The following is a 14,699-nucleotide window of genomic DNA, read 5'->3' on the forward strand; positions in this document are numbered from 1 at the left end:
GGATGGGCTTACGATGAATGGTGTTAGAAGAAAAAAACGGACATCTGTCCTCCGGGGGAGCGGAATCAACCCTAAAGGCTTTCACAGAAGCCAATTGAAGTTTTATGCTTACCTTATGCCCATAGCTGCATTTATGATGCTGCCTATAGTCTTTATTACAATTAGTGCCTTTAAACCGATAGAGGAGCTTTTTGCATATCCTCCTAGATTTTATGTAAAGCGGCCTACACTTAACAACTTCATCATGCTTTTGGGGCTTTCGTCCAATACCAATATTCCGGCTTCCCGATACCTTTTCAACAGCATTGCGTCCACGGCGGTGGTGGTACTCCTCAATTTGATTATTACATCCTCGGCGGGATATGTTTTTTCAAAAAAGAAATTTAAGCACAAAGAGCTGCTTTTCAACATCAACACCTTAGCGCTCATGTTTGTTCCTGTGGCAGTAGGCATACCGAGGTACTTTATAATAGTGTATACAGGCCTTTTGAATAGCTTCATGGCTCATATCATACCGGTTCTGGCCATGCCGGTGGGGTTGTTTCTGGTAAAGCAGTTTATCGACCAGATTCCCGACTCCATCATTGAGTCAGCGGCCATAGAAGGAGCCAGCAGTTACCGCATATTGGGAAGCATAGTGATACCAATGATTAAACCGGCGCTTTCCACTGTTGCTATACTGTCTTTCCAGGCATCATGGAATTCAGTTGAGGCTTCAACCATGTATATCAATAATGAAACTTTAAAAAACTTCGCCTTTTATATGTCAACCCTTTCAAATTCCACGGGAAATATCGTGGCAGGCCAGGGTGTAAGCGCTGCTGCTTCTCTTATTATGTTTCTTCCTAATCTGATAATATTCATAGTGCTCCAGTCCAGAGTGATGAATACCATGGCTCATTCGGGGCTTAAATAGGAGGAGGTTGCCAATGGTAAAGAAAATAGTGCTGTTTCTTTTTGCCTTCAGCATTCTATGCTCAAACGTCTATGCCAGTGAAAATACCACTTACACCTACACCATTTCGGTGGACGGAGAATGGATAAGGACGCAGGACGCTTACATGCCGGGATCTATATATTTGAAGGGCAAGGGGTTAAAGAATCCTGAAGACCTGTTTATACGCAACGGGCTTATATATGTTGCCGATACGGGGGGCGGCAGAATTGCCATTTACAACCCTGAAGACGATTCGATAAGATTCGTGGGTGAGGGAGAGCTCAATTCGCCTACGGGGATTTTTGTCACCGATGACGGCACAATGTACATAGCCGATTATGGTGCAGAATGCGTGACAGTCCTCTCGCCCGAAGGCAACGTCCTGATGAGGATTGGTCGCCCTGACAGCCATCTTTTCAGTCAGCGAAGCAGGTATAAGCCCAGGAATGTGGTGCTGACTTCCGGGGGCAACATTTTTGTGGTTGGCGAGGGAGCTTATGAAGGATTGATGCAGTTTAACAGCAAAGGAGAATTCTTGGGTTATTTCGCTGCCAATAAGAGGGAAAAGACTTTATTGGAGATAGTGCAGGATATTATTTTTACTGAGGAACAGAAGGAAAGGATATTTACCCGCATTCCCCGGGCGATACAGAACATTGACATATCGGACAGGGATCTGATTTACAGCGTAACCCAGGATGCAGGAATCTCTTTTGCCTGGAGGGCAGCGGAAGAATCTACCGACAATAATGTCAAAATGCACAATATGGCCGGAATAGATATTCTGAGAAAAGAAGGCACAATGGTGGATGAGTGGAATTTCGTGGATATTGCCGCAGGTCCCTATGGAAACTGCTATGCTCTTACCTTTACAGGACTGATTTATGAGTATGACAGATCGGGCAACCTCATATTCTCCTTTGGAGGACGTGCGGTTTCCAGTGAAAGGACCGGATTGTTCACCGCGGCTTCGGCCATTGATATTGATGATAATGGTTTTATATATGTTTTGGATAAAGAGCGGGCTCTCATACAGATGTTTTATCCTACGGAGTTTTCAATGAGGACCCACAAGGCGATCCATTATCTTGAAAAAGGGAATTACAAGGAAAGCGGAGAGATCTGGAATGAGCTTTTAAGACTAAATGGCATGTCCAGGATTGCTCACCTCGGCTATGGGAAAACCCTCTTTCATCAGCAAAAGTATGATGAAGCATGCAAGCATTTTAAGCTGGCCAATGAAAAGACAGGATATTCCGAGGCTTTCTGGGAAATACGAAATGACTGGATTAACCGCAATATAGGCATTATATTGATGCTGACCATTGTTATGTACGTCTTGTGGAAAGCGCTTAAATATATGGATCGGGAATATGGTTTTTTTGAAGGCATACGAAGCTTCTGCCGCAATATTCGTGCTTCAAAGAGTATTGTCAGCGATGTGCTGTACCTTAAGAACCTGATAAGGCATCCCATTGACAGCTATTATTATCTGCGGCGCGGGGAGAGGGGCTCCTTGGCATCGGCTACAATCATTTATATCATGGCGTTCCTGGTATTTGTATGGGATATGTTGTTCAGAGGCTTCACTTTCAATCATGCTCGGGCGGAAGACACCCCTATACTGCTGGTAGCTGCATTGTTTTTTGTGCCATGTGCCTTATGGGTAACAGGCAACTATATGGTAAGCTCCATAAACGAAGGGGAAGGTTCGTTAAGAAATGTATATATAGGCACTGCTTATGCCCTTGCCCCCTATATTATTTTCGTGCCGTTCATTCTGGCAGCAACCCATGTACTGACTCTTAATGAAGCGTTTATAATTAATTTTTCCTGGCTGTTCTTTGTTTGCTGGTCAGGGGTGATTTTATTCATAGGAATCATGGAGATTCACAATCTCATCATAAGAGAGGCTGTCAAGAATATATTGCTCACGCTGTTTTTTATGATTATTGCGGTGGTTGCCTTTGCAATGCTCTACCTTATATGGGGCCAGGTGGCTAACTTCGTCAATACTGTATTGGGAGAGGTGAAATATCGTGTGCTCTACTAAAAAATCCGCCGTTGTCTTGGTTTTAATTGCTGCTTTTCTCGGAGCAATTATGACCTTTGCCCAAAGGAATGAGAATGATGCTTTTATACTTCCTGATACTTCTTCCATCGAAGTGCAATCAAACCGCCATACAATGCCTGAACCTTCCGGCAGTACGGTTAAAAACAGGCTTTCTACGGAAGGCTATGAGAAAAAGATGGAGAATGAAAGGTTGGAAATCTGGTTTAATGAAAAGATAGCGTCAATACGAGTAAAGGATAAGGCCAGCGGCTACATATGGGGCTCCTTGAAAGAGGAAAAGCCAAAAAATCTCAATAAAACCTGGTCGTCGATGGCTAACTCCTTATGCACGCTGGAATATTTCAACCAAAAGGACTCGGAAAAAAGAATAAGCTTGTATGACAAGGAAGTGAAGGCCACTTATAAATGGGGCAAGGATAACATGAAATGTCTGGTGGACATAGAATCCCTTGGCATTAAAATTGCATTTACAATGCAGCTTAAGGGAAACAGCCTGAAATTCTCGGTGGATGAAGGAAGCTTTGAGGAAACCGGCGATTTCAAGTTGAAGTCCTTGTATTTTGTCCCGTTTTTAGGCTGTACGGAAGCTGATGAAGTGGACGGTTATATTTTTGTACCGGATGGTCCCGGCGCTTTGATCAGGTTTCAAGAAAGCAGCCAGTACGTTTCGAGGTTTGAAAAGAAAATCTATGGCAATGACATGGGAATCGACCTTCTCTCCGAGGCTAATGACCTTATGGCAAGCAGGCCTAATGACTACCTGGTGGAAGTGCCGCAGATAACCATGCCGGTTTTCGGACTGGTTCATGGTGCAAAGCAAAATGCCGTATTTGCAGTAGTGGAAAAGGGAATTGAATATGCGACCATAGTAGCCAATGTCGCCGGTATGGTAACAGACTACAATTGGGTAACAGCAAGGTTTGATTACAGGCAGATGTATATGCATCCCACAACAAAAGAAGGAAACGGGGTATACAAGCCCCAGGATGAAGCCAACAGGATAAATCCTGAGATAAGCTTTTATTTCCTGAGTGGTGATGAGGCCGACTATTCAGGAATGGCCGTATTGTACAGGAATATGTTGAAAGAGAAGGGTGTTTTGGAAAGGGAGAGGGTGGACCGGAACATACCTCTTAAGATTGATGTTGTAGGTGCGGATGTTAAAAAAGGGTTTTTGTTTAACACCCTGTCGGTGTTCACTAAAACCGACGAAGCTGTCGGGTTTGTGGACGAATTGGTTGAGGACGGGATAAATAATCTAACTATGGTATACCAGGGATGGCAAAAGGGAGGATTGAACGGTTCAAAATACGGTGACTTAAGATTTGAGAAAAAAGTCGGCAGCCTATCGGATTTTGAGAAATTAAGGGATAAGGTAAAAGCTGGCGGGGGAAGGTTTTACTTAGGGATCAATCCTATTACGGCAAACAAGGATCAGATCAATGCCACCAGCCACTCAGCCACATCCCTTTCCAGGACCTTGGTGAAATTTGTGAGGCCGAATACCGATGTAATGTATTATGAGAATTATGTAATAAAGCCCAAACTCGCTGCCAATTTAGTCCAGGAAAGCTATAAGAAACTGGAGGGTTTTGATCTGGCCTTTGATCAAATCGGTTATAGGTTATATGCGGATTATACAAGAAATAAATATGTTTATAGGGAACAGACAATGGATCTGTTCAAGCAGGCTCTTTCAGCTTCCGGTAGCGAAAAAGCGGCATTGAACGCCCCTAACGAGTACCTTCTTGGGCAGACAGGCGAATATTTCGATATGCCCACCGTATGCAGCCAGTATTTGTTTGAGACCGATACCGTGCCTTTCCTTCCGATGGTCTTGAAAGGAAGCATTGATTATTATGCACCCTATAGCAATATGGGATTTTACTCAAATCACAGCATTCTTAAAATGATTGAGTATGGGACATATCCTTCCTTTATAGTGTCGGGATCGGAGAGCTACGAGCTGGAGGATACGCCTTTGGAGGATCTCTTTTCTATAAACTTCCATGATTGGAAGCCCATAATAAAAAGCGTTTACGATAAGGTTGATTCAGCACTTTCCAGTGTTGAGGGCAAAGCGATTGTCGAACACGAAGCGCTGGCCCAGGGTGTTGCAAAAGTTACCTACGAAGGCGGAACGGCGATATATGTGAATTACAATGATAAAGATTATGTAGCAGGCGGTATTATAATTCCTGCCTTAGGATATTTGGTGGAAAGGGGATAGAATATGAAAGCTGCAAAAAATAAGAAGAAAGGATTTACTGTAAAACAGCGCAATGCTCTAGCCGGGTACATCTTCTTTTCACCATGGATCATAGGCTTTTTTGCATTTACTTTTTATCCTGTAATTTATTCTCTGATACTCAGTGTGAACGCAGTGCAGATCAAGACTGGTGGAATTGCCATGACCTGGAAGGGGTTGACTTTTTACCATGAGGCTGTAAATATAGATACCAGCTTTAAAATCGCCCTTGGGGATACCGTAATGTTCATTGCATGCGCTACTCCGTTAGTTTTAGTATTTTCTCTTATTGTTGCCCTTTTGCTGAACGGAAAATATCCCTTGAGGACTTTTTTAAGAGCTGTCTTCTTCCTCCCGGTTATAATAATGAGCGGGCCTGTAATAAGTGAGCTTCTAAATAAGTATACCGCTGATTTTACCAATTCAGATCCTAAAATTCTGCTTTTTCTTTACGGCCTGCCGTCGTTTATCCAAAAGCCTGTACTGTATGCCCTAAGCAATTTGGTTTTGATACTATGGTTTTCAGGTACACAGATACTCATTTTTCTCGCGGGCCTTCAAAAAATCGGAAGAGACATCTATGAGGCAGCGGAGATTGACGGAGCAAATTCATGGGAAAAATTTTGGAAGATTACTTTACCGTTTATAAAGCCAATGGCCATGATAAACGCCATATACACCATTGTGGAAATCGCCAACTTTGCCAATAATGAAGTCAATAAAAAGATCTCCGGTCACTTGTTTGAAGTGAATAGGCCTTACAGTTTCTCTGCCGCCATGTCATGGATATATTTTATAACTATCCTGCTTATTCTACTGGTGGTATATGTTATTTTTAGCTACTTGGAGAGGAGGGAGCGAGCTTGAAAAAAAGGTTGACGGCTGAAAGAATAAAGGTGAGCTTTAAAAAGGTCGTGCTGGGCAGAAATGATCACATGGGTTTGGCAAAATTAGCAGCCACCTATTTCATACTTTTGGGCATAGGCTTTATCTACCTGTATCCTGTGATTTACATGATAATAACCAGCTTCATGTCTCCTGATGACCTGGTTGACCCTGCTGTTACCTGGATACCCACCCAGATCTATTTTGGAAATTTCATAAAAGCTTATAATGTCCTGGATTTTTTCAGGAGCTTTATAAATTCTCTGTATCTGTCGCTTGGACCTGCCGTATTGCAGACCTTATCGGCAGCCATTATCGGATATGCTTTGGCAAGGTTTGACTTCCCTTTAAAGAAAATATGGCTTATACTGATTATAGCTACATTCATCATACCCTCACAAGTTACCCTTGTACCCAGGTATATGATGTTCCACAGCTACAAGTTTATTAACACGCCTTTGCCGTCTTTTATACCTGCGATTTTTGGACAGGGGATAAAAAGCACTATATTCATACTTATATTTTACCAGTTTTTCAGAGGCTATCCGAAGTCGTTTGACGAGGCGGCCGAATTGGATGGAGCCGGAAAGTTCAGAATTTTCTGCAAAATAGCGTTGCCAATGGCATTGCCGGCTCTTGTGGTTTCCATCTTATTTTCATTTGTATGGTACTGGAATGAAACAGCTCAATCCGGTTTGTATTTTGGCAGCGCTATACGTACATTGCCAATGAAGCTTGGCAGTTTTGCCGACCAGTACAAAAGAATCTATGTTAAAACGGATGCTCACACGCTGAACTCGTTAAATGAAGCCATAAGCATGGCAGGGACATTCCTTTCCATTATCCCGCTCCTCATTATGTATATTGCACTGCAAAGACAGTTTGTTGAAGGAGTGGAACGGTCGGGAATAACGGGGGAATAAACTGTTGGAGGCTGTAAGCCCTCATCGGATCCCAGTCAAAGCAATTTTCTAATTAATTAATTTACAGGAAGGAAGGATGAATAAATGGAAAAGAAATGGTGGAAAGAAGGAGTGGTATATCAAATATACCCGAGGAGCTTTAAAGACTCAAATGGAGACGGAATAGGCGATTTGAGGGGTATAATAGAAAAGCTGGATTATATTAAGGAACTGGGGGCTGATATAATATGGCTTTGCCCGATATACCAATCTCCCAATTGCGATAATGGCTATGATATAAGCGACTACAGAAAAATTATGAAGGAATTTGGTACCGAAGAGGACTTTGAAGAGCTTCTCCACGAAATGCACAAAAGAGGCCTAAAGCTGATTATGGATCTGGTGGTAAATCATACTTCCGATGAGCATGAGTGGTTTGTTGCCAGCAAAAGCTCCAGGGAAAACCCTTATAGGGACTACTATATCTGGAGGGACGGAAAGGATGGCAACCCTCCAAACAACTGGGGCTCATTTTTCAGCGGTTCGGCATGGAAATATGATGAGGCCACAAATCAATATTATCTGCATTTGTTTGCGGAAAAGCAGCCGGATTTAAACTGGGAAAACAAAAAGGTCCGGGAAGAAATATATGATATGATGAGGTTTTGGCTTGATAAAGGAATCGATGGTTTCAGGATGGATGTAATCAATCTGATATCAAAGGTTCCGGGGCTTCCTGACGGAGAGAAAGGGGAGGGAGCCCTCTATGGCAACGGATTTCCTTACACTGCCAATGGACCCAGGGTGCATGAATACTTGCAGGAAATGAACAGGGAGGTTTTGAGTAAATATGATATCATGACCGTCGGTGAGACTCCGGGTGTGGATACGGAATCGGCAAAGCTCTATGTAAATAGCGACAGAAACGAGCTGAACATGCTATTTCAGTTTGAATTGATGGATATAGACTCGGGGTGGGGAGGCAAATGGGATGTAAAGCCATGGAAGCTGAGCACCTTCAAGAAAATCATGTATAAATGGTATGAAGGTTTAAAGGAAAAGGGGTGGAATTCCCTTTACCTGAACAACCATGATCAGCCCAGAATGGTATCCCGGTTTGGAAACGATAAGGAATACAGGCAAGAGTCAGCCAAAATGCTTGCCACCCTTCTTCATACATGGCAGGGGACACCATACATATACCAGGGTGAAGAAATCGGCATGACCAATGTGCGGTTTGAGGATATATCCGAATACAGAGACATAGAGACCTTGAACATGTATAACGAAAAAATCCGGCAGGGTGTACCGGTGGAAACCATAATGAAATCCATATATGCCAAGGGCAGGGATAACGCCAGAACGCCAATGCAGTGGGATGCTTCGGATAATGCAGGCTTTACTGAAGGTACACCGTGGATTAGGGTAAATCCTAATTATAAGGAAATAAACGTTGAAAACGCATTAAAGGACAGAAACTCGGTATTTTACTATTACCAGAAGCTCATAAAGCTGAGAAAAGAGCACGAAATAATCGTCTATGGCGATGTGAACCTGCTTATGGAGGATGACGAGAATATTTTTGCCTACACCAGAAGCTATAATGATGAAAAATTGCTGGTTATACTCAATTTCTTTGAGAAGGAAGCGGAATTTAAGCTTGATGAAGGCATGAAATTTGATGGAGCTGAGCTGTTAATAAGCAATTATGAGGTTGATAATCCCGAGCTTAAAAACATGATTTTAAGACCTTATGAAGCGAGGGTGTATAAAATCCATCATGGCTTGTGATATTGTTAAAACATAATGGCGGTTATAATTAGGATAAAGGCCGATGCTGCGGAATATGCGGCGTCGACCTATTGTTGTGCAGCTAATAATTCCATGCTGCGAGTCTGATTCCGGAGTTTGACTTGCTTCTGCTAGGTTTTCACCAGTCAGTTTTCGCTGTTCAGCTTTCACCGGCAAAGTGTCCGGTAGGTCTGTTGCTGAAGTAGAACCATAGAATCAGAAGCCCAGTTAGTACAGATTGCTATGGTGTTCTGACCGGCGGGGGAATTGCAGCCCCCGCCTAATCTGCGGACGAAGCGAGCTGGATGCGTCATTTCAGGCATGTTCTCAAAGACTGTGGGCTTCGTCCAGTATGGTCTTTTTCAATTCCAAATATCGGTCTTTCAAGGAGGGCTCCATCTGATTCCTCATGCCGGCGTTGACGGCGATCAGCGCATCCTTGTAAGCCCCTGCCTTTTCCAATGCTTCGGCAAGGTTGTACCATAGATGAACGTCCCCGGGTGCTTGCTTTACCTTTCGGAAATAGTAGGGGGCAACCCGGTTATAATAATAAGAGGCAGGGTTTTTCACAGGCACCAGCTCAGAGCCGTTCCACCGCAGGATTTCAATATCATAGGAGTTTTCATCCCTTTTATTCCATATTGCCAGCCGCACCTTATCATATGTATTTCTCGTTTTTTGCGCCGGTAGAACTTCAAGTCTGTCATAGCTTCGGGCAAATAGCTCGGTAAACACACCATCACTCAGCGAATACGAGTACAGGGTTGGCATCTCGTTTCCGGAAGAGACACCGAGCAATAGCTGTTTTTTGCCTTCACCGGTCAAATCGGCAGTGCCTCTGAAATCCAAGGTATCGAATCCGTAGCTGCTGACCTCAGCTTCCTCATACCACTCTTCACCCTTCTTTTTCAAGTATAGGGTTCTGATTTCATTTTCCAGTTTGAAGGATGCTATCAGCCCATTTTGCGAGCTGCCGTCAAGGTCTGCAAAATGAAAACCTGCGGAACCTGATGGGCGCCTTGGAATTAAAAGCTCCGCATTATCAGGCATAAAGCTTTTGACTACAGCGTTGTAATCCTCTGTTCCTTTTGACATCTGGGACGTTATCTGAGACGTTATTTGGGACACTGCTCCGGTCAGCCCGTTGTACAATGCTCGTATAGCGGCTGAAGCGTCAGGTATCGGCACTCTTGATGGAACTGCCCGCTGAGGAAGTATGCTTTTTGTATTTCTTTTACCCAAAAAGGGGGAAAGGTTATTTTTCACGCTCGGCGAAGAGAAACTACGGCTTTTCGGAACCAGAGCCCGTCCGACCAGAACAAGCCCGGCCAGTTGTATTGGAAGCATTATTATCTCCCCTTTAAAATTACTCTGTTGATATTATATGCCGCAGCTATAAAAAGGTTATATCCTTTGACCAATCTCTTTGATATGTTATAATGTTACTGCCACAGGAGTTATGTGAGTTTTGTGTTTAAAGCTTTCATCCGGGAGCATAAAATACGGAAAGCAGGGATTGTTGCTTAAATACATAAGAAACAATATTCATTGATGCAAAATATTGGCAAAACGAGAATTAAATCTTCCCGGAAGGCAAGAAAATCATACTTACAGCATATTTGACTGATTTGCAGTTAAGCTATATTATTGTGTTTGATTCATAAATAAATCATATTATATCAATGTTAATCGATGAAAATATACGGAGCAAAAGGACAAATTATCGGATGAAGAGAAAGTTTAAAAAAATCTATATTGAGATTACCAATATATGCAACCTGTCCTGTGAATTTTGCCCGAAAACAGCACGCAAAGCTCAATTTATGGACAAAAGCATGTTTGAGGCAATTCTTACAAAAATCAAAGGGTATAGTGAACACCTTTATTTCCATGTCATGGGTGAGCCGCTGTTGCATCCAGAAATAGGGGATTTCCTGGAACTGTGCGGCATACATGGATTTAAGGTGAATGTAACCACCAACGGCACCCTGGTGGAAAAGGCTTCTGACAGCATTATTTCAAAGCCTGCGTTGAGACAGGTGAATTTTTCCCTCCACAGCTTTGAAGCCAATGCCAGGGACTACACTTTGGACAGTTACCTGGATGGTATTTTCAAGTTTATAAACAGAGCCTGTAAGGAGAGGCAGCTTCTGGTCAGCTTAAGGCTTTGGAACCTCTCGGAGGGAGGAAAAAACAGGGAAAATAAATATATACTGGAAAGGATTAGAAAGGAGTTCGGACTGGATTATGAGCTTGAGGATAAACTGGCTTCCGGTAGGGGCATAAAGCTTGCGGAGAATATCTTCTTAAACCAGGCTCCCAGATTTGACTGGCCGGATATAAACCGGGAGCACATATCGGATAGAGGTTTTTGCTATGGACTTAGGGACCAGGTGGCTATACTGGTGGACGGCACTGTGGTGCCCTGCTGTCTTGACGGAGAAGGCAGGATAAGCTTAGGCAACATCCTTGAACGGGATTTTGACGACATATTAAACAGCAAACGGGCGCGGGATATCTATGAAGGCTTTTCCGGAAGGAAAGCCGTGGAGGAATTGTGCAGAAAGTGCGGATACAGGACGCGTTTCGGTGGATAAACTTGTCAAAGGGTACACTTTCTTTTGTGGCACATATAATATATTAAGTTATAAGGCCATAGGGAATAGAAATTAAGTTAAGTCAATCATGGGTGTATCAACTGCTTAGAAAGGATGCTGCTATTTGAAGCTTATTAAATTTTTTACGCGAAAGGGTGACAGGCAGTGCCATATATACCGCAGCCGTTTTTTACAAGCTCTTATCCAGTGCAGCAGACCTATGTTCCAGCCGGTAAGGAATGCATAGATTACCACGCATGCAAGATGAAAGTTGAGGGTACCGGGATAGTCCGTGTCCAGCCGGATATAGCCACCGCTTCATTGGGGGTGGTTACGGAGAATGTGCAACTGAGACAGGCACAGGCGGAAAACTCAAGGATTATCACCGCCGTAATTAGTGCTCTAAAGGAGTTGGGTGTTGAATCAGGGGATATTCAGACGCAATCCTACACTATAGAACCGCAATATGATTTTGTCGATGGAAAGCAGGTTTTCCGGGGATACAGGGTTCGACACATCCTGAAGGTCACTATCAGGGATATCCGCAGAACAGGGGAGATAATCGATGCCTCTGTAGCCAGTGGTGCAAACATCGTAAATAATATCAGTTTTTCGGTCTCTCAGCCGTCAAACTATTATCAGCAGGCATTGAAGGCAGCAATTGATGATGCTTTTGTGAAAGCTGCGACCATAGGGAACAGGCTGCAGGTAAGAGTAAATCCGGTGCCTGAAAGAATTGTTGAAGAAAGATATGAGGCTCCTCCCATGCCTTTCCTAATGCAGGCGGCGGATGCATCCACACCGATACAGCCGGGACAGATAGAAATAACAGCGAGAATTGAAGCTGTATTTAGATACGTTTGCTATAGGCAGCAGGAGAATTAATGTTAAATAGCTCAATTTGTTAGACTTGCGGAAAAGGCAGGTCTTTTTTGCTGTTTACTAAAGAATGAATCAGCAAGCAATTGAAGGATTTTGTAAAAACATACCGAATATTTGCTTTAAAGGATAAAATTAGTGCAATGGCAAAACATCATGGCAAATCGGAAATAAAATCGCTGTAAGCCTGAATATAAGGCAGATAATGCATTATATGGCCATACTCAAATGGACGTGAATCAAACCAATGATTAAAGTATATCAAAAAATACATAAGCAAAATTGTTTTCGGAGGGTTTAGTGTGAAAAAGATACTGATTTTAGCACTCTCAATGCTATTGCTTTTAGCGGCCTGCAGCAAGAAGGAGGTTATCAGCAACCATCAGCCTGATGATGCTGATTTTGACGGAGCCGTAATTGAAGAAAGCGCAGGTAATGTCATTGAGGCTGATACCGTGCGCATTTCAAAGATTCGGATAGAGTACTTGTATGACGGCAGCAATGCGGAACATACGGACAGCGCATTGATTAAGGAATTTTGCGCTCTGCTTGCAGGACAGACCTATTCTCCCACCGACACCGGCTGGGATGAGGACTATGGTTATCGGGTGGAGCTTTTCGACGCCGACGGGAATAAGATTACTACATTGGTTACTTATGGATCGTTTGTGTCCTTTGACAGCGATGTAACAGTTGACGGAAAAATGGTAAAAAAGGGTGGCTATGATGCCGGCCAATGGATATCCGAATATGTGAGAGAATATTTGGAAGGAGTGGTGGTGGACCCTGTTTATCTGCAATACCCTGCCTCCATAAGCATTCCTGACAACATATCCTATCATGAAATAGAGGATCATGGAAGCAGCAAAATCAACACCTATGAAACCATTGAGAAAACCTATGGGTTTTTGAACAACTCCGTTGCCAACAATGAGTTTAAAATTCTGGAGGGCAGGAGGTTGTTTGACTATAGGGAAATAGAGGCCGAGGTGGAAAGGTTAAAAGCCGAGGGAAGGTGCATACAGATTGAATTTAACTACAGCGAAACTTTATTCCCAATAAAATTTCCCGTTGAGGGAGAGCAATACGCCAAAGCCCATATTGCCGCACTTGCCTCCGTGCCTGGCAAGCCAGGGGTATATAAGCTTATAACAAATTCAATGATATTTGAGATAGAAGGCGGCAGGGATTTCGATGCGGAGTTTGATGCCATTTTCGAAGGCAATAAGGGCATATCAAAGGATTTAACGCCGGATGACATCAAAAAGCTGTACGAAGAGAATGATCCTTACAATGAAGGAAATAAACCTTACTATATGGAGTATATTTGCAAAAATCTAGGGACTGACATGTGGTATGGACACCCGCCTCAAAGGATTGAAATAACAGAGAAGAAGCTTAGAAAGGATGAAGACAAGTATACGGTAGTAGCCTTAAGCAATTATGATTATATCCGGCTGCATGTATTTAAGCGTGTAGACGGACAATCATGGAAATTTGCCGATTATATAGACTTTGGCGGGAGAAATGCAGGCACCGAATACCGGATGGAATCGGATGGTAACCATATCTGGATGGCGGGAAACAGCTGCCGGGGTCATGGAACCGGGGAGTCAAGGTACTATCAGGACTGGTATGAGCTTACGGATGAAGGAAAAAAGCTTGTGCTGAGCTTCCCCTATGATGAATATTCCGAATATCATATGGGTGGATATAACATTGAAGCCAACGCTGTTAATGTGGAAACTGACGAAAAGGCGAAGGTTTTGGTGGATTATACAATCACAAAGATATATCCTCTCCCGCTGGATATTGCGGATGAATATGGCAGGGTCAGCGTACAGGCAAAGAAGCGCGTGGAGTTTACATGGGATGAGTCTGTTGGTAAATTTGTATCGGAGCATGGTGTTGATGATTCCGGGCTTACAATAATTAGGCCGGAAAGTCCTGAAATAACCGAAAAGTGCGACAAAATACTGGAGAAGTATTATGATGAGCTTATGAACAGCCTGACTGAAGCAGAGGCTGGAGAAGAAGAAAATAGCTTTAAGAGAGACGCGAGGGTTGGGGCATTGAAAAGGTTTTTGGATGACTGCAGCGATGGGGATAGGAAGATGAAGCTGATGAAGGCAGTAGAGGGCATGGAAGAATAGAAAATGTAAATCCCATTCCATGCCGGAAGGGTATAAGGTTTATTGCTAGCAGCAAAATTTCCTATTGTAGTTAATGACAGAAGGTCAGTGTTGTTTCAGCATCTTTGCGGAATACTTGACTTATATTCTTGCATAATATACCATGAAATTGCTTTTATAAGTTGTGTGCTCGCATGGCCTTGAATTTCTGCATGATATTATTATGCTAAGGGTTCTTAACGAGTACCGGGGAG

General features: G+C 43.1%; 10 protein-coding genes. 9 read left to right on the forward strand and 1 reads right to left on the reverse strand.

The window, feature by feature from the left end:
- The first annotated feature begins 13 nt into the window (after positions 1–13).
- The 6 genes from CDO33_RS03675 (at position 14) to CDO33_RS03700 (ending at position 8,837) form a co-directional block, all read left to right on the forward strand.
- The gene (locus tag CDO33_RS03675) at positions 14–916 is read left to right on the forward strand and encodes a carbohydrate ABC transporter permease (protein WP_103080831.1); all 903 of its coding nucleotides are present in this window, start codon (positions 14–16) and stop codon (positions 914–916) included.
- Positions 917–929: 13 nt separating this feature from the next.
- Complete coding sequence (locus tag CDO33_RS03680) at positions 930–2,990, forward strand: YIP1 family protein (protein WP_103080832.1); 2,061 nt, start codon at positions 930–932, stop codon at positions 2,988–2,990.
- Positions 2,977–5,241, forward strand: a complete 2,265-nt coding sequence (locus tag CDO33_RS03685) for a DUF5696 domain-containing protein (RefSeq protein ID WP_103080833.1) — start codon at positions 2,977–2,979, stop codon at positions 5,239–5,241. The genes CDO33_RS03680 and CDO33_RS03685 overlap by 14 nt, the downstream gene beginning before the upstream one ends.
- A gap of 3 nt (positions 5,242–5,244) precedes the next feature.
- Positions 5,245–6,126: a carbohydrate ABC transporter permease gene (locus tag CDO33_RS03690; protein ID WP_103080834.1), complete on the forward strand. Its 882-nt coding sequence runs from the start codon at positions 5,245–5,247 to the stop codon at positions 6,124–6,126.
- The gene (locus CDO33_RS03695; protein WP_242973530.1) at positions 6,123–7,067 is read left to right on the forward strand and encodes a carbohydrate ABC transporter permease; all 945 of its coding nucleotides are present in this window, start codon (positions 6,123–6,125) and stop codon (positions 7,065–7,067) included. The genes CDO33_RS03690 and CDO33_RS03695 overlap by 4 nt, the downstream gene beginning before the upstream one ends.
- 84 nt (positions 7,068–7,151) lie before the next feature.
- Complete coding sequence (locus CDO33_RS03700; RefSeq protein WP_103080835.1) at positions 7,152–8,837, forward strand: glycoside hydrolase family 13 protein; 1,686 nt, start codon at positions 7,152–7,154, stop codon at positions 8,835–8,837.
- A 327-nt stretch (positions 8,838–9,164) separates the two neighbouring features.
- Here the strand turns inward: CDO33_RS03700 and CDO33_RS03705 are convergent, their stop codons facing one another.
- A complete protein-coding gene (locus CDO33_RS03705) occupies positions 9,165–10,184 on the reverse strand; it encodes a hypothetical protein (protein ID WP_103080836.1) in 1,020 nt (339 codons plus the stop codon).
- 380 nt (positions 10,185–10,564) lie between these two features.
- On the opposite strand from CDO33_RS03705, the gene CDO33_RS03710 reads away from it, so the two are divergent.
- From CDO33_RS03710 to CDO33_RS03720, 3 genes are all read left to right on the forward strand, one after another.
- Positions 10,565–11,434 (forward strand): radical SAM/SPASM domain-containing protein, encoded by an 870-nt coding sequence (locus CDO33_RS03710; RefSeq protein WP_103080837.1) that lies wholly within the window; start codon positions 10,565–10,567, stop codon positions 11,432–11,434.
- Between the two features lie 165 nt (positions 11,435–11,599).
- On the forward strand, positions 11,600–12,319 hold the full coding sequence (locus tag CDO33_RS03715) for an SIMPL domain-containing protein (RefSeq protein ID WP_103080838.1): 720 nt from the start codon (positions 11,600–11,602) through the stop codon (positions 12,317–12,319).
- A 296-nt stretch (positions 12,320–12,615) separates the two neighbouring features.
- Complete coding sequence (locus CDO33_RS03720) at positions 12,616–14,466, forward strand: hypothetical protein (RefSeq protein ID WP_103080839.1); 1,851 nt, start codon at positions 12,616–12,618, stop codon at positions 14,464–14,466.
- The last annotated feature ends 233 nt before the right edge of the window (positions 14,467–14,699 follow it).

It is taken from the genome of Clostridium thermosuccinogenes (assembly GCF_002896855.1).
Taxonomy (GTDB): Bacteria; Bacillota; Clostridia; order Acetivibrionales; family DSM-5807; genus Pseudoclostridium; species Pseudoclostridium thermosuccinogenes.